Below are 15,239 nucleotides of genomic sequence, written 5' to 3'. Positions count from 1 at the left end.
CTACAGGAGAAGCAAATGGCGGTCATTGAAATCAAGGTTCCCGACATCGGCGATTACAGCGATGTCCCCGTCATCGAAGTGCTGGTCGCCGTTGGCGACAGCGTGGCCAAGGACCAGGGCCTGGTAACGCTGGAATCGGACAAGGCCACGCTGGAAGTGCCGTCCTCGGCCGCGGGTGTTGTCAAGGAACTCAAGGTCAAGGTCGGCGACATCTTGTCCGAAGGCGCGCTCGTGCTGCTGCTCGAAACCGAAGGCGAGGCTGCCGCGCCGGCCAAGGCCGAGACCAAGGCCGCACCGGCCGCTGTCGCGCCTGCTGCCGCGCCGGGCAGCAAGCCGCCGGTGACGCCGTCGCATCGCGCCCCGGCCGAACCGGCGCCGTCCAAGCCCGCACTGGCCAGCGACAAGCCGGCCGATATCGCATGCAAGATGGTGGTGCTCGGCGCCGGCCCCGGTGGCTACACGGCCGCATTCCGCGCCGCCGATCTGGGCCTGGACACGGTGCTGATCGAGCGCTACGCCAGCCTCGGCGGCGTCTGCCTCAACGTTGGCTGCATCCCGTCCAAGGCGCTGCTGCATGCCGCCGCGGTGATCGATGAAGTGGCCCATGCCGGCGACTTCGGCGTGGACTTCGGTCAGCCCAAGATCACCCTGGGCACGCTGCGCGAGTACAAGGAAAAAGTGGTCGGCAAGCTCACCGGCGGCCTGGCCAGCATGGCCAAGCAGCGCAAGGTACGTACCGTCACCGGCGTGGCAACGTTCGTTTCGCCCAATGAGCTGGAAATCGTCGGCGACGACGGCAAGACCCAGCTGCTGCGCTTCGAGCACTGCATCATCGCGGCCGGCTCGCAGGCGGTGAAGCTGCCCAACTTCCCATGGGACGACAAGCGCGTGATGGACTCCACCGACGCGCTGGAGCTGCACGACATTCCCAAGACCCTGCTGGTGGTCGGCGGCGGCATCATCGGTCTGGAAATGGCCACGGTGTACAGCGCGCTCGGCAGCAAGGTCACCGTGGTCGAATTCATGGACCAGCTGATGCCGGGCGCCGACAAGGACCTGGTCAAGCCGCTGGCCGACCGCCTGAAGAAGCAGGGCGTCGACGTCCATCTCAAGACCAAGGCCACCGACGTCACCGCCGGTAAAAAGGGCATCACCGTGTCCTTCGAAGCGGCCGTGGAGGGCGACAAACCCGGCCTGCAGGCCACTGCGTACGACCGCGTGCTGGTCGCCGTGGGCCGCTCGCCCAACGGCAAGAAGATCGGTGCCGACAAGGCCGGCGTCACGGTCACCGAGCGTGGCTTCATTCCGGTCGACCGGCAGATGCGCACCAACGTGCCGCACATCTTCGCCATCGGCGACATCGTCGGTAACCCGATGCTGGCGCACAAGGCCACGCACGAAGGCAAGCTGGCCGCCGAAGTGGCTGCCGGCGAGAAGAAGGAATGGGTGGCGCGGGTGATCCCGTCGGTGGCGTACACCAACCCGGAAATCGCCTGGGTCGGCGTGACCGAGACCGAAGCCAAGGCCAAGGGCCTGAAGGTCGGCGTGGCCAAGTTCCCGTGGGCTGCCAGTGGCCGCGCGATCGGTATCGGCCGCACCGAGGGCTTCACCAAGCTGATTTTCGACGAAGAAACCCATCGCGTGATCGGTGGCGCCATCGTCGGTGTGCATGCCGGCGATCTGCTGGCTGAAATTGGTCTGGCGATCGAAATGGGTGCCGAGGCCGAAGACATCGGCCACACCATCCATGCGCATCCGACCCTGAGCGAATCGGTCGGCATGGCTGCCGAGGTGTACGACGGCACCATCACCGACCTGTACATCCCCAAGAAAAAGTGACGCCGCTCTGCACGACCGTGCCGCCACGTATGGCACGGTCGCCGCGGTGCTGACTCGACGCATGGAGGTCGCCGTGTGGTGGGGGGGCAATCTGTGTCCCGAACTGCAGGCGTTGCTGCAGCGCGAACTGGCCATCGGCAACCGTATTGCCGAGCCGACGCGGCGGAGCGACGGGACACATGCGGGCTCGGTGGCCGTCTCGCTGAAGCGCGACTTGCGCAGCGACGTGGCGTCGCTGCCGGCGACGGTGCCGCATGCGATCTGCACCGATCCGCACCACGGGTGGCACGACGAGTGCGACTGCATCACGCACCAGCATCTGTTGGTAGCGGGTGCGACCAAGCCGCCCTGAGCGTGTGTCCGCCGCAGCCATGTGGCCGCTGCCGCGTCGGTGACTTGCCACGCATCGGTTAAACGACAGAACCCCGCATCGCTGCGGGGTTCTGCATGAAGCTGCTTTTCGGATCCCGTGCCCCGGGACCGGAAAGAATCAGAACGCGAACGTCACGCCTGCCACCGGCCCCTTGAACTCCTGCTTCAGGCCGATCAGGCCATCGCTGCTGCTCTTGTCGACGTCCAGCTTGAACCAGTCGTAGCCGGCAAAAATGCCGAAGTTCTTGGTGAAGCGGTATTCGGCAATCGCGTTGGCGCGGCTCAGGTCGCCGTCGTAGTGGCTGAAGTCGCCCCAGCTGGTGTTGAGGTACTGGCCCTGCACGTTGAACAGCCAGTGTTCGCTCGGACGCGCCGTAAAGCGGATACCGACGACCGGCGCAGCGCCGTCGTCGCTTTCGTCCACGACATTGCCGGTGAACATGCTCCCCAGGTCGGCATACGCATTGGCTTGGACCTTGGCGTACTCGGCACCGATCTGCAGGCCCAGGCTGAATTCCGGCGAGTCGACCACCGAGTAGTCGTACAGAAAGGTCGCAACCTGATACTTCAGCTCGCCCTTGATGAAGCTGCCCGACGGCACGGTGACGCCACCGGCGCTCAGATCCTGGGTCAGGGTCTCGCGGCGATCCTTGTCGTACTTGAAGTAGTCGAAGATCAGGCGCTGACGGGTGCTGATACGGAACACGCCATCCACGCGCGGCTCCCATTCCTTGCCGCCCAGCTTGAAGTCTTCGTTGACCGACACATCGTTGCCAGCCAGCAACGTGTTGCCGCGGATGGTGTTGTCGTTGTCGACATTCATCGCGCCCAGACGAATCTGGAAGCGGTCATCGGTGTCTTCGGCATGCGCGGGCGCGGCATACGCGGCAGCCAGGACGCACGGAATGGCCAGTGCGAGCAGGTGTTTCATGGGGGGCTCCGAATTCTTAAGAATGGTCAGGCAGTTCGGCCTGCGCCGCGCATGTTCGATAAGACGGCGTCTCTCAAAAGTGAAAGAACTGTCCAGTCACCGTGAAAGCAGTCATAGCAATCGGACAAAACGGTCCGCTTTGCGGCGCTCTCATCCTTTAGTCGAGTCGCATGCCCTCGCAGGCGCCAACGCCAACGTCATGCAGAGTCGGCCAAGCGGCGTATCGATTGGAGGACCGCCAATGGGAAGGTCGTGGGATGCACAAAATGCTTACAAAAAGCAGGAGCCCCGGTCTCCCAGGGCTCCTAGACGCGGCCTGCGGCGATACCTTTCGACGAGGATGTGCAGGCGCCGCCAGTTCTGACCATCGGTTTGTGGCAAAGTTCCCACCCTTCGTGGCAGCAACCACGTGGTGCATCGCAGCAACCGATGACCTCTGCCGGTTGTCTCGCAATTTGTCCCATTGCTATACTTTCGCGGCTCGACGAGGCGCAACTGCGCTTCCCACTCATTCACACGTAAGGTAACCGTAGTGCTGAACTCCGTTGACGCGGGTCGGCGGTTGATGCTGCGCGCTGCGGTATATCCGCTTGCCGCCGTAGCTATAACCAGTCTGGGGTTGCTGTTGGTCGGTCCCGGTTACTCTGCAGGTCTGGCATTGACCGGATTTGCAACGGTGCTGGGCGGTTGGGTTGCGGCACGTACCGCGCTAGGTGGCGGTATCCAGACAGCCGGCATCGCCATGGTGCGGCTGATTCTGGCGATGGTGCTGAAGTGGGTGTTGGTTTTCGTGGCGCTGGCGCTCGGCTTCGGCCTGTGGCGGCTGCCTCCTCTGGCTTTGTTGGCAGGTATCGCCATCGGGCTGATTTTTCAGGTTCTGGCTCTGGCCAGACGCTGATTCGAACTTAAAGGGCTCCGGACACATGGCGGGCGAGGCAGCAACACCTACCTCCTATATCCAGCATCACTTGCACAACCTGATCCTTCCGGTTCGCGATGGTGGCGGCACGTTTTGGACCATCCACCTCGACACCCTGATCATGGCGGTGTTGATGGGGTTGGTCATGGTCCTGGCGTTCTGGACGGCGACCCGGAATGCCACCTCCGGCGTACCAGGCAAGTGGCAGGCGTTCGTGGAAATCTGCCTGGAGTTCGTCGACCGCCAGGCCAAGGACACCTATCACGGCAGCAGCAAGCTGGTGACGCCGATCGCGATCACCATCTTCTTCTGGATCCTGTTGATGAACCTCATCAAGATGATCCCGGCCGATTTCATCGCCATCCCGCTGAGCTGGGTCGGCGTGCACGCCTGGAAGCCGGTGCCCACTGCCGACGTCAATGCCACCTTGGGCATGTCGATCAGCGTGTTCTTCCTGATGATCGTGTTCTCGCTGCGCTCCAAGGGCGTGGGCGGCATGACCAAGGAATTCCTCACGGCGCCGTTCGGCAAATGGATGATGCCGTTCAACCTGCTTTTGAACATCGTCGAGTGGCTGAGCAAGCCGATTTCGTTGGCGATGCGACTGTTCGGCAACATGTTCGGCGGCGAGATCGTCTTCCTGCTGATCTGGGTGCTGGGCGGTGCGGGCATCGCCGGCATGGTCGCTGGCGGCGTATTCGGCCTTGGCTGGATGCTGTTCCACCTGCTGGTGATTCCGCTGCAGGCCTTCATTTTCATGATGCTGTCGATCGTGTATCTGAGCCTGGCCGAAGACAGCCACTGAGTTTGCGTCACCCTTCATCTGCTTCATTCCGCTTCATCCATCACCCTTAGAAACTTTCGTTCGGAGATCACCATGAACCTCGCCGTCCTGACCAACCTCGCTCAAGTCCAGAGCTCCACCGTCCTCGCCGTCGGCATCATGATCGGCCTGGCCGCGCTGGGTGCCGGCCTCGGTCTGGCCATCATGGCTGGCAAGTTCCTGGAATCGGCTGCGCGCCAGCCGGAACTGATCCCGGTGCTGCAGGTGCGTATGTTCATCACCGCAGGCCTGATCGACGCGGCGTTCATCATCAGCGTCGCTGTCGGCCTGCTGTTCGCCTTCGCCAACCCGCTGGCCCAGGTGTTCATCGAGCGTCTGTCGCAGGCTGCCGGCTGATCCAGCGGTAGCAGGATGTGGATGCAGCCCTCAGCGGTTGCATCCGCGGATGAAGGTCGGAAAGTGCCGCCCGTGCGGTGGCGCTTTCACCCCTAAACAGCGATTGAGCGACCCATGGATATCACCCTTACCATCTTTGCCCAGGCGCTGGCCTTCGCCGGTCTGATCTGGATCGTCGCGACCAAAATCTGGCCGCCGCTGCTGCAGGCGATCGAAGAGCGTCAGCAAAAGATCGCTGAAGGTCTGGCTGCGGCCGATCGGAGTCAGAAGGATCTGGCGCAGGCACAGGAAAAGGTCAATGAAGTACTGAAGGACGCCCGCACCAAGGCCAACGAAATCATCGATCAGGCCCATGCGCGCGCCAACCAGATCATCGAAGCGGCCAAGCTGGAGGCAATTGCCGAAGCCAACCGTCAGAAAGAACTGGCGCAGACCGAAATCGACGCATCCGCCACGCGTGCCCGCGAGGAGCTGCGCAAGCAGGTCTCGGTGCTGGCCGTCAGCGGTGCAGAAAAGCTGCTCAAGCGCGAAATCGACGCCAACGCCCACAAGGCGCTGCTCGACGAGCTGGCGGCGGAGATTTAAGCGATGAGTCAGGCCCTCACCCTTGCCCGTCCCTACGGCCGTGCCGCGTTTGCGATCGCGCGTGAGGGCGGCACATTCGCGCCCTGGTCCGATGCGCTGGCGTTTTCGGCGCAGGTGGCCGGCGACCCGCGCGTGGCCGCATTGCTGCTCAACCCGGCCCTGGGCCAGGAACAGGCAGTGACGCTGCTGGCGCCGCCGCAGGCGGGCGAGGACTATCTGCGTTTCCTCGGCGTGCTTGCCGATGCGCAGCGGCTGTCGCTGCTGCCGGAAGTGGCAGGCTTGTACGAACACCTGCGTGCCGAGGCCGAACATGTCGTCAAGGCGACGGTGACCTCGGCCGCTGCCATGAGCCAGACCGAACTGGACACGATCGCTGCTGCTCTGAAGAAGCGCTTCGGCCGCGACGTGGATATCACCACCGCAGTCGATGCGTCGCTGATCGGCGGCGCGGTGATCGACACCGGCGACGTGGTCATCGACGGCTCGCTGAAGGGCAAGCTTGCGCGTCTGCAAAGCTCGCTCGCCCACTGAATTCACATAAACGCACGGCCCCCGCGGCCGGCACCTAGGACTGAACGATGGCAACCACGCTCAACCCCTCCGAAATCAGCGACCTGATCAAGACCCGCATCGAAGCGGTCAAGCTGTCCGCAGAGTCGCGCAACGAAGGCTCCGTGACCAGCGTGTCCGACGGCATCGTGCGCATCTTCGGCCTGGCCGACGTGATGCAGGGCGAAATGATCGAACTGCCGAACAACACCTTCGCGCTGGCACTGAACCTGGAGCGCGATTCGGTCGGCGCCGTGGTGCTGGGCGATTACGAAAACCTGCGCGAAGGCGACGTGGCCAAGACCACCGGCCGCATCCTGGAAGTGCCGGTGGGTCCGGAACTGCTGGGTCGCGTGGTCAACGCACTGGGCGAGCCGATCGACGGCAAGGGTCCGCTGGGCGCCACCCAGACCGCACCGGTGGAGCGCGTTGCGCCCGGCGTGATCTGGCGTAAGTCGGTCGACCAGCCGGTGCAGACCGGTTACAAGTCGGTCGATGCGATGATCCCGATCGGCCGTGGCCAGCGTGAGTTGGTCATCGGCGACCGTCAGACCGGCAAGACCGCGTTGGCGATCGATGCGGTGATCAACCAGAAGGGCACCGGTATCAAGTGCGTGTACGTGGCGATCGGTCAGAAGGCCTCGACCGTTGCCAACATCGTGCGCAAGCTGGAAGAAAACGGCGCGCTGGCGCACACCGTGGTGGTGGCTGCGACCGCGTCCGAATCGGCCGCGATGCAGTACATCAGTCCGTACGCCGGTTGCACCATGGGCGAATACTTCATGGACCGCGGCGAAGACGCGCTGATCGTGTACGACGATCTGTCCAAGCAGGCTGTGGCCTACCGCCAGATCTCGCTGCTGCTCAAGCGTCCGCCGGGTCGCGAAGCCTATCCGGGCGACGTGTTCTATCTGCACTCCCGCCTGCTGGAGCGTGCAGCGCGCGTGTCCGAGGACTACGTGGAGAAGTTCACCAACGGTGCGGTGACCGGCAAGACCGGTTCGCTGACCGCGCTGCCGATCATCGAAACGCAGGCCGGCGATGTGTCCGCGTTCGTGCCGACCAACGTGATCTCGATCACCGACGGCCAGATATTCCTGGAAACCGACCTGTTCAACGCCGGTATCCGCCCGGCCGTGAACGCCGGTATTTCGGTGTCGCGCGTCGGTGGTGCAGCCCAGACCAAGATCATCAAGAAGCTGTCCGGCGGCATCCGTATCTCGCTGGCGCAGTACCGCGAGCTGGCGGCGTTCGCGCAGTTCGCCTCGGACCTGGACGAAGCCACCCGCAAGCAGCTCGAGCGCGGTCAGCGCGTCACCGAACTGATGAAGCAGAAGCAGTACGCGCCGATGTCCATCGCCAACCAGGCGCTGTCGATCTACGCCGTCAACGAGGGTTACCTCGACGACGTGCCGGTCAACAAGCTGCTGGCGTTCGAAGAAGGCCTGCACGCGCACTTCGCCAACACCCAGGGCGAACTGGTCTCCAAGATCAACAGCACCGGCGGTTGGGACAACGACATCGAAGCCAGCTTCAAGAAGGGCATCCAAGAGTTCAAGACCACGGGCACCTGGTAAGGGCGCCGGGATTCGGGATTGGGCATTCGGAATTTGCAGAAGCGGTGGTTCGGGGCGTTGGCTGATGCCCAGCCCCGCTTCTGTTTCCCAGACGTTAGGCATCCGGGGTTCTCGGAAGCGGTGAGGTAGGGAGGCGTTAGCCAATCCCGAATCCCGATTCCCGAATCCCACTAAGCGAGCGAAGCGAGCGAGTATGGCAGGCGGACGCGAAATCAAAACCAAGATCAAGAGCGTGCAGAACACCCGCAAGGTGACGCGCGCGCTCGAAATGGTCTCGGCCTCCAAGATCCGCAAGGCGCAGGAGCGCATGAAGACCTCGCGTCCGTATGCGCAGGCGATGAAGCAGGTGATCGGCCATCTGGCGCAGGCCAGCACCGATTTCCAGCACCCGTTCCTGATCGAGCGTGAGCAGGTCAAGCGGGTCGGCTACATCGTGATCTCTTCCGACCGCGGCCTGGCCGGCGGTTTGAACAACAACCTGTTCCGCAAGATGCTGGGCGAAGTGCGCCCCTGGCAGGGCACAGGCGCTGAGATCGACGTGGTGACCATCGGCCAGAAGGCGTCGGCGTTCTTCCGTCGCATCAAGGTCAACATGGTCGGTAGCGTGACCCACCTGGGCGATAGCCCGCAGGTCGAACAGCTGATCGGTGTGATCAAGGTGATGATCGATGCCTTCATCGAAGGCAAGGTCGACCGCGTGTATCTGGTCTACAACCGCTTCGTGAACACGATGACGCAGAAGGCCAGCTTCGATCAGCTGCTGCCGCTGCCTGCCGCCGAGCACAAGGTGGCGCACCACGATTGGGATTACCTGTACGAACCCGATGCCGCCAGCGTGCTGGAGCACGTGATGACGCGTTACATCGAGTCGCTGGTGTACCAGGCCGTGCTGGAAAACGTGGCGTCCGAACATGCCGCGCGCATGGTGGCGATGAAGGCCGCCAGCGACAACGCCAACAAGATGATCGGCACCTTGCAACTGGTCTACAACAAGGCACGTCAGGCGGCGATTACCCAGGAGATTTCGGAAATCGTCAGCGGCGCGGCCGCCGTATAAGTACCGCCGGGATTGGGGATTCGGGATTGGTTGGAGCGCAGCGAATTGCGCCCTTGCGAATCCCCACTCACGAATCCCAAATCACAAAATTCCACGAGATGGCATCGGCCACTCGGACAGAACAAAGCTAACCGGAGCAGCAAAATGAGTCAGGGCAAGATCGTTCAGATCATCGGCGCGGTCGTCGACGTCGAATTCCCGCGCAATGAAGTGCCGAAGGTGTATCACGCGCTGAAGGTCGAAGGCACCGAAATCACCCTGGAAGTGCAGCAGCAGCTCGGCGACGGCGTCGTGCGCACGATTGCGCTCGGCTCCACCGACGGCTTGAAGCGCAACCTGCTGGCCACCAACACCGAGCGCGCCATCTCGGTGCCGGTCGGTGCCGGTACGCTGGGCCGCATCATGGACGTGCTGGGTCGTCCGATCGACGAAGCCGGCGACGTGCAGGCGTCGGACCATTGGGAAATCCATCGCGGCGCACCGTCGTACGAAGACCAGTCCTCCAGCACCGAATTGCTGGAAACCGGCATCAAGGTCATCGACCTGATGTGCCCGTTCGCCAAGGGCGGCAAGGTCGGCCTGTTCGGCGGCGCCGGCGTCGGCAAGACCGTCAACATGATGGAACTGATCAACAACATCGCCAAGGCGCACAGCGGCTTGTCCGTGTTCGCCGGCGTGGGCGAGCGTACCCGCGAGGGCAACGACTTCTACCACGAGATGAAGGACTCCAACGTTCTGGACAAGGTCGCGATGGTGTACGGCCAGATGAACGAGCCGCCGGGCAACCGTCTGCGCGTTGCGCTGACCGGCCTGACCATGGCCGAGTACTTCCGCGACGAGAAGGACGCCAACGGCAAGGGCAAGGACGTGCTGCTGTTCGTGGACAACATTTACCGCTACACGCTGGCCGGTACCGAAGTGTCCGCGCTGCTCGGCCGTATGCCGTCGGCCGTGGGTTACCAGCCCACTCTGGCCGAAGAAATGGGCGTGCTGCAGGAACGCATCACCTCGACCAAGAGCGGTTCGATCACCTCGATCCAGGCCGTGTACGTGCCTGCGGACGACCTGACCGACCCGTCGCCGGCGACCACCTTCGCCCACTTGGACTCGACCGTCACGCTGAGCCGTAACATCGCTTCGCTGGGTATCTACCCGGCTGTGGATCCGCTGGACTCCACCAGCCGCCAGATGGACCCGCTGGTGATCGGCCACGAGCATTACGACACCGCCCAGCGCGTCCAGCAGACCTTGCAGAAGTACAAGGAACTGAAGGACATCATCGCCATCCTGGGCATGGACGAGCTGAGCGAAGAAGACAAGCAGTCGGTGTCGCGCGCACGCAAGATCGAGCGCTTCTTCAGCCAGCCCTTCCACGTGGCCGAAGTGTTCACCGGCTCCCCGGGCAAGTACGTCTCGCTGAAGGACACCATCCGCGGCTTCAAGGCGATCTGCGACGGCGAATACGACCACCTACCGGAGCAGGCGTTCTACATGGTCGGCAGCATCGAAGAAGCCGTCGAGAAAGCCAACAAGATGAGCGCCAAGGCGTAAGAGCCGGAATTTGGCATTGGGGATTTGGGATTAGGTACGGCGGTAATTGGGGAGCGGAAACGAGGTAAGTGACCACAGTGAAAGCTGCGGTTGCGAATCCCGAATCCCGAATCCCCAATCCCCGCCTCACAGAGTGAGGCAGCATGAGCACTATCCGTTGCGACATCGTCAGCGCCGAGAAGGAAATCTTCCACGGTGAGGCGACGCTGGTCGTGGCCACCGGCGAGCTGGGCGAGTTGGGTATTGCGCCCAAGCACGCGCCGCTGATCACGCGCCTGAAGCCGGGCAAGGTGGTGGTGACCACCGCCAATGGCGAACATCTGGATTTCGCTATTTCCGGCGGCATCCTGGAAGTGCAGCCGCAGGTGGTGACCATCCTGGTCGACACCGCGGTGCGTGCGCAGGACATCGAAGAGGCGGCCGTGCGCAAGGTCAAGGAAGAGGCCGAGCGGCTGCTGGCCAACCGTGGCAACACGGTGGACGTGGCCGAGGCGCAGCGTCGGCTGACCGAGGCCACGGTGCAATTGCAGGCACTGGAGCGCTTGCGTCGCAACCTCAAGCACTAAGCGGTTGCATGCCGGCCCGATGGGTGGGCATGCATTGCCAGCAGCTGCAAGTTCATCTGCAGAAGAGAACGTCGGAAACGCCGACCATCGTGTCGGCGTTTTCGTTTTTGGAGATGCGTCTGCGGGTCCGCGAATCGACCGTGGCCTGTGGTAGGCACACTGCGTGCCTTGGCGCAGCGCTGCCCGGCAGTGGTGCATGGCAAAGTGATCCAGGTACGTTGAGGAACCTGTATGGCCCGCTCGATCGATGGCATTCGCGCTTACATAGTGACCGGCCTGTTGGCCGCCGGACTGCTGGGGTGCGCATTGCCGGCGCGCAGCCAGCCGCCGCTGGATCTGTTGATGGACCGCATCGTGCAGCGCAATGCCATCGGCGATGCAGTGGCGCTGAGCAAGTGGGACAGCGGCAAGCCGGTGCTGGATCAGGCGCGCGAGGCGGCGGTGTTGCAAAGGGTGCGCGATCAGGCGCCAGCGCACGGGCTAGATGCCGACGACGCGGCGCGCTTCTTTGGCCAGCAAATCGAAGCCAACAAGTCGGTGCAGTACGCGCTGTTGAACCGTTGGCACGAGCGCGGACGTGCGCCGGACACCGCACGTCCGGATCTCGCCGCGCTGCGCACACGCCTGGATCAACTGCAGGGCGAACTGCTCGATGCGCTGGCCGATGTGGCATCGGCGCGCAGCGCGCCCGACTGCCCCGCCAGCACGGCGCGTGCGGCATCGCATTACGCAAAGCAGTGGCAGCTGGATGCACTGCATCATGCAGCACTGGTGCGCGGCCTGGGCGATTTTTGCCACTGATCCAGCGCGGTCGAACCGGTCTGCGATGCGCCACTCGCCGTCGTGCTGTTCAGAGCGGCTGACAAAACGGATAAGCGCTCTCCCAGTGGTGCGTGCGCTGGTGTTGTCGGCCGCATCTTGGTGAATGCAGTCAGACGTCCGCATCAAATGCTGGGTGTGTCGAAGGCGCGGTGTCCTCACCGCTCGCGGGACACACCGTAAAACCGTCCTTGGGGGCTCGATGGCGGTATCCATGCCGCCAATCGTCCCGCAATCAGCGAGGACACCACATACAAAGTTGCCGGCTGCTTGACTGAAAGCCATGTACACCAGCCAACTCGACTGGCACTTGCCCGCCTACCGGCACAGGACCTTGCGCGGTATGGATGCCGCGTCAGAGCTTACAAAGACGGACTTGCGACCGATCAGCACGTGAGACGATGCAGTTACTCCGCTGCGGCATATCTGCGCGCAAGCGGTGCTCCACTCGGCGTCATGTCGCCAGACAGCCGAACAACCGCTGGCTGTGTGCGCATGCCCCGATCAGCGGTACACCACATGCCGGCCCAGGAAGAACGACACGATCGCCAAGCCGCCTTCGACCAGCGGTTTTGCCAGCCACGCCTGGCGTAGGCCGAGCAGATCCACCGTAGTCGAGAGCAGCCAGGTGCTGATCACGCTGAGCAACAGCCACATCAGCGCGAAGCGGCGGAAGCGTTGCCAACCCAGCCGCGCATTGCCCTGCTGGGCGAAGGTGTAGCGGCCATTGAGCCAGAAGCCGAGCATGGCGCCGCCGATGCGCCCCAGCAGATTGGCTGGCACCGCGGGCATGCCTGCGGCGGTGGCGGCAATGAAAATGCTGCAATCCACCGCCAGCTGCAGGGCGCCGATCATCATGAACTGGCTGCCTTGGCGGAACAGACTCATGCGTGCTGCAGCGAGGAAAGGGGCGCCTATCCTAGCGGCAGTGAGGCGCAAACGCCGTTATCGCAGACCAACACTGCATCCGGGCAACGACGCGACGGGGTGCAGCGACTAGAATTTAGCCATCTATATGCCTGGAATGTCTTGATGACTCTGCCCCTGCACGTTGTGATCCTGGCCGCGGGCGAGGGCAAGCGCATGCGCTCGTCCCTGCCCAAAGTGCTGCAGCCGCTGGCGGGCCAGCCGATGCTGGCGCACGTGATCGCCACCGCGCGGCAGCTGCAGCCGGCGGCGATCCATATCGTGTACGGGCACGGCAGCGATCAGGTGCAGGCCGCCTTTGCCGATCAAAGCGATCTGCAGTGGGCCGCGCAGCGCGAGCAGCTGGGCACCGGACATGCCGTGCAGCAAGCGATGCCTGCGATTCCCGACGCGGCGAGGGTGCTCGTGTTGTACGGCGATGTGCCGCTGATCCGCAGCGAAAGCCTGTTGCAGTTGCTGCATGCACCGGGCCGCATGGCGGTGTTGGTGGCCGAACTGGCCAATCCCACCGGCTATGGACGCATCCTGCGCGATGCGGAAGGCAAGGTGGCCGCCATCGTCGAGCAGAAGGACGCCAACGACGAACAGCGCCGCATCCGCACCATCAATACCGGCATCCTCACCGCCGAATCCACCGCACTGCGCCGCTGGTTGGGTGGCTTGTCCAACGACAATGCGCAGGGCGAGTTCTATCTCACCGATGTGTTCGCCAGCGCCGCTGCCGATTTCACACCGGCCGACATGGTGCATGTGGCCGACCCGCAGGACGTGGAGGGTGCCAACGACCCGTGGCAACTCGCCCAGCTCGAACGCGCATGGCAGCTGCGCGCTGCGCGCGCGCTGTCCCTGCAGGGCGTGCGCATGGCCGACCCGGCGCGTGTGGAGCAGCGTGGCAGCGTGCAGGTGGGTCGCGATGTGCAGCTGGATATCGATGTGATCCTGGAAGGCGAGGTGACGCTGGGCGATGACGTGGTGATCGGCCCGTTCGTGCGGCTGCGCGATGTCACGCTCGGTGCCGGCACGCAGGTGCGTGCGCACAGCGACCTGGAAGGCGTGATTACCGAAGGCGCGGTGCAGATCGGCCCGTTCGCGCGGCTGCGCCCGGGCACCGTGTTGGCCGATGGCGTGCATATCGGCAATTTCGTGGAGACCAAGAAGGTCACCATGGGCGTCGACAGCAAGGCCAACCATCTGACCTACTTGGGCGATGCGGTGATCGGCAGCAAGGTCAACATCGGTGCCGGCACCATCACCTGCAACTACGACGGAGTGAACAAGTCGCAGACCACCATCGGCGATGGCGCGTTTGTCGGCTCCAACAGCGCGTTGGTGGCGCCGATCGAAATTGGCGCCAACTCCACCATCGGTGCCGGGTCGGTTGTCACGCGCGATGCACCGGCGGGCCAGCTCACGGTGACGCGTGCGCGGCAGACCGTGATCGAAGGCTGGGAACGGCCGACCAAGAAATAGGCTGCACGCTGCATCGCAGAGAACAGCGCCGCTCTGGCGCTGATGGCGCTTGGCGGCGCGACCCATCCAAGCGCGCGACAGTTCCGCCGTTCTCGGCGCGTCGAGGCGGCTGGCGTGCCCTGTGTGGCTCAGCCGCCGGTGCAGCGCCGCAACGCATCGAACGTGTAGGAGCGCACCTGGGCGCGACAGGCATTCCCGCGGTAACGCCGATCGCACCCCGGGGCGCTGCGACGACGTGCGCGACGCGCGTCCGCTACCGGCGGTCTGATGCAGCGCCTGGGTTGCATGGATCCCAAGCGTTATTCCGTCCTGAGCGCCTTGCTGCTTTCACGCCGCCAACGGCAACAGCAAGGTCACGCACAATCCGCCGTGTTCGCGGTTGTGCAGCCAGATGCGGCCGCCATGCGCTTCGGCAATTTCGCGGGTAAGTGCGAGGCCAAGGCCGGTGCCATTGCGCTTGGTCGAAGAGAACGGCATCAGTGCGTTATCTAGGGCCTGTTAACATTAATGTCTCGAGCGATTAAACTATTGGGCATGGAGATCACGCCAGCACAATTTGCACTCATCGAGCATTGCCTACCTTTGCAACGCGGCAATGTCAGCATGACCAACCTGCAGGTAGTCAACGCCCTTCTTTACGTCGCAGAGCATGGCTGCAAATGGCGCGGTCTGCCCGAGCGCTTTGGCAACTGGCATACGGTGTACACGTGCATTAACCGTCCTGATTAGCACGCACTTTCAGCGGTGAACATGGTGACATCACGCAGGGCCCGCTCGGACCACGGCTTGCTGGCGGCTGCGGCGGCCAGCAAGCCGGGCACCAGCCGGGTCAGATCGAAACGGCGGTTGAACCGCCACATCGTCTCTGCCAGGTAGCGCTGGGCGTATTTGGCGAAT

The 15,239-nt window shown here is 63.4% G+C and carries 15 protein-coding genes and 3 pseudogenes; 14 read left to right on the top strand and 4 right to left on the bottom strand.

Annotated elements, in window-relative coordinates; translation table 11 throughout:
- Nucleotides 1-15: 15 nt before the first annotated feature.
- Together lpdA and WJW29_RS01110 are read left to right on the top strand one after the other, a co-directional pair.
- On the top strand, nt 16-1,839 hold the full coding sequence (gene lpdA / locus WJW29_RS01115) for a dihydrolipoyl dehydrogenase (RefSeq protein WP_011257615.1): 1,824 nt from the start codon (nt 16-18) through the stop codon (nt 1,837-1,839).
- A gap of 61 nt (nt 1,840-1,900) precedes the next feature.
- Complete coding sequence (locus WJW29_RS01110; RefSeq protein ID WP_011257616.1) at nt 1,901-2,191, top strand: hypothetical protein; 291 nt, start codon at nt 1,901-1,903, stop codon at nt 2,189-2,191.
- Nucleotides 2,192-2,329: 138 nt separating this feature from the next.
- On the opposite strand, the gene WJW29_RS01105 is transcribed toward WJW29_RS01110, so the two are convergent.
- Nucleotides 2,330-3,142, bottom strand: a complete 813-nt coding sequence (locus WJW29_RS01105) for a hypothetical protein (RefSeq protein WP_011257617.1) — start codon at nt 3,140-3,142, stop codon at nt 2,330-2,332.
- 532 nt (nt 3,143-3,674) lie between these two features.
- On the opposite strand from WJW29_RS01105, the gene WJW29_RS01100 reads away from it, so the two are divergent.
- The 10 genes from WJW29_RS01100 (at nt 3,675) to WJW29_RS01055 (ending at nt 11,927) form a co-directional block, all read left to right on the top strand.
- Entirely contained in the window at nt 3,675-4,040 is a 366-nt protein-coding gene (locus WJW29_RS01100; protein ID WP_011407576.1) for a hypothetical protein, read from the top strand.
- A 25-nt stretch (nt 4,041-4,065) separates the two neighbouring features.
- Nucleotides 4,066-4,866, top strand: a complete 801-nt coding sequence (atpB, locus tag WJW29_RS01095; protein ID WP_011257619.1) for a F0F1 ATP synthase subunit A — start codon at nt 4,066-4,068, stop codon at nt 4,864-4,866.
- A gap of 72 nt (nt 4,867-4,938) precedes the next feature.
- On the top strand, nt 4,939-5,241 hold the full coding sequence (atpE, locus tag WJW29_RS01090; protein WP_011257620.1) for a F0F1 ATP synthase subunit C: 303 nt from the start codon (nt 4,939-4,941) through the stop codon (nt 5,239-5,241).
- 114 nt (nt 5,242-5,355) lie between these two features.
- Nucleotides 5,356-5,826: a F0F1 ATP synthase subunit B gene (locus tag WJW29_RS01085; protein ID WP_011257621.1), complete on the top strand. Its 471-nt coding sequence runs from the start codon at nt 5,356-5,358 to the stop codon at nt 5,824-5,826.
- Between the two features lie 3 nt (nt 5,827-5,829).
- The gene (locus tag WJW29_RS01080; RefSeq protein ID WP_011257622.1) at nt 5,830-6,357 is read left to right on the top strand and encodes a F0F1 ATP synthase subunit delta; all 528 of its coding nucleotides are present in this window, start codon (nt 5,830-5,832) and stop codon (nt 6,355-6,357) included.
- Nucleotides 6,358-6,404: 47 nt separating this feature from the next.
- Nucleotides 6,405-7,952, top strand: a complete 1,548-nt coding sequence (gene atpA, locus WJW29_RS01075; RefSeq protein WP_011257623.1) for a F0F1 ATP synthase subunit alpha — start codon at nt 6,405-6,407, stop codon at nt 7,950-7,952.
- Between the two features lie 193 nt (nt 7,953-8,145).
- On the top strand, nt 8,146-9,009 hold the full coding sequence (atpG, locus tag WJW29_RS01070; RefSeq protein ID WP_011257624.1) for a F0F1 ATP synthase subunit gamma: 864 nt from the start codon (nt 8,146-8,148) through the stop codon (nt 9,007-9,009).
- A gap of 144 nt (nt 9,010-9,153) precedes the next feature.
- The gene (gene atpD / locus WJW29_RS01065; protein ID WP_011257625.1) at nt 9,154-10,560 is read left to right on the top strand and encodes a F0F1 ATP synthase subunit beta; all 1,407 of its coding nucleotides are present in this window, start codon (nt 9,154-9,156) and stop codon (nt 10,558-10,560) included.
- Nucleotides 10,561-10,703: 143 nt separating this feature from the next.
- Entirely contained in the window at nt 10,704-11,126 is a 423-nt protein-coding gene (locus tag WJW29_RS01060; RefSeq protein WP_011407577.1) for a F0F1 ATP synthase subunit epsilon, read from the top strand.
- Nucleotides 11,127-11,357: 231 nt separating this feature from the next.
- A complete protein-coding gene (locus WJW29_RS01055; RefSeq protein ID WP_011407578.1) occupies nt 11,358-11,927 on the top strand; it encodes a chorismate mutase in 570 nt (189 codons plus the stop codon).
- 522 nt (nt 11,928-12,449) lie between these two features.
- Here the strand turns inward: WJW29_RS01055 and WJW29_RS01050 are convergent.
- Nucleotides 12,450-12,833 carry a GtrA family protein gene (locus tag WJW29_RS01050; RefSeq protein WP_011407580.1) on the bottom strand — a complete coding sequence of 128 codons (384 nt, stop codon included), beginning with the start codon at nt 12,831-12,833 and terminating at the stop codon, nt 12,450-12,452.
- 144 nt (nt 12,834-12,977) lie between these two features.
- Here WJW29_RS01050 and glmU point away from each other — a divergent pair, with 144 nt between their 5' ends.
- Entirely contained in the window at nt 12,978-14,342 is a 1,365-nt protein-coding gene (gene glmU / locus WJW29_RS01045) for a bifunctional UDP-N-acetylglucosamine diphosphorylase/glucosamine-1-phosphate N-acetyltransferase GlmU (protein ID WP_011407581.1), read from the top strand.
- A 327-nt stretch (nt 14,343-14,669) separates the two neighbouring features.
- Here the strand turns inward: glmU and WJW29_RS01040 are convergent.
- A pseudogene (locus WJW29_RS01040) lies at nt 14,670-14,828 on the bottom strand (ATP-binding protein); the annotation flags it as partial.
- A gap of 48 nt (nt 14,829-14,876) precedes the next feature.
- Here WJW29_RS01040 and WJW29_RS01035 point away from each other — a divergent pair.
- A pseudogene (locus tag WJW29_RS01035) lies at nt 14,877-15,050 on the top strand (transposase); the annotation flags it as partial.
- A gap of 17 nt (nt 15,051-15,067) precedes the next feature.
- Here WJW29_RS01035 and WJW29_RS01030 read toward each other — a convergent pair.
- Nucleotides 15,068-15,239: pseudogene (locus tag WJW29_RS01030) on the bottom strand (IS1595 family transposase); the annotation flags it as partial.

Source organism: Xanthomonas sp. JL1, from assembly GCF_038405005.1.
Note: the sequence above shows the minus strand (reverse complement) of the source record. Positions and strands in the feature narration are given on the sequence as shown.

Excerpts from the sequence above, each read along its gene's own strand:
- WJW29_RS01080 (WP_011257622.1), top strand. The coding sequence starts at position 5,830 with ATGAGTCAGGCCCTCACCCTTGCCCGTCCCTACGGCCGTGCCGCGTTT.
- WJW29_RS01085 (WP_011257621.1), top strand. The coding sequence starts at position 5,356 with ATGGATATCACCCTTACCATCTTTGCCCAGGCGCTGGCCTTCGCCGGT.
- WJW29_RS01055 (WP_011407578.1), top strand. The coding sequence starts at position 11,358 with ATGGCCCGCTCGATCGATGGCATTCGCGCTTACATAGTGACCGGCCTG.
- atpB (WP_011257619.1), top strand. The coding sequence starts at position 4,066 with ATGGCGGGCGAGGCAGCAACACCTACCTCCTATATCCAGCATCACTTG.
- WJW29_RS01050 (WP_011407580.1), bottom strand. The coding sequence starts at position 12,833 with ATGAGTCTGTTCCGCCAAGGCAGCCAGTTCATGATGATCGGCGCCCTG.
- glmU (WP_011407581.1), top strand. The coding sequence starts at position 12,978 with ATGACTCTGCCCCTGCACGTTGTGATCCTGGCCGCGGGCGAGGGCAAG.
- WJW29_RS01110 (WP_011257616.1), top strand. The coding sequence starts at position 1,901 with ATGGAGGTCGCCGTGTGGTGGGGGGGCAATCTGTGTCCCGAACTGCAG.
- atpA (WP_011257623.1), top strand. The coding sequence starts at position 6,405 with ATGGCAACCACGCTCAACCCCTCCGAAATCAGCGACCTGATCAAGACC.
- lpdA (WP_011257615.1), top strand. The coding sequence starts at position 16 with ATGGCGGTCATTGAAATCAAGGTTCCCGACATCGGCGATTACAGCGAT.
- atpG (WP_011257624.1), top strand. The coding sequence starts at position 8,146 with ATGGCAGGCGGACGCGAAATCAAAACCAAGATCAAGAGCGTGCAGAAC.
- atpE (WP_011257620.1), top strand. The coding sequence starts at position 4,939 with ATGAACCTCGCCGTCCTGACCAACCTCGCTCAAGTCCAGAGCTCCACC.
- atpD (WP_011257625.1), top strand. The coding sequence starts at position 9,154 with ATGAGTCAGGGCAAGATCGTTCAGATCATCGGCGCGGTCGTCGACGTC.
- WJW29_RS01105 (WP_011257617.1), bottom strand. The coding sequence starts at position 3,142 with ATGAAACACCTGCTCGCACTGGCCATTCCGTGCGTCCTGGCTGCCGCG.
- WJW29_RS01060 (WP_011407577.1), top strand. The coding sequence starts at position 10,704 with ATGAGCACTATCCGTTGCGACATCGTCAGCGCCGAGAAGGAAATCTTC.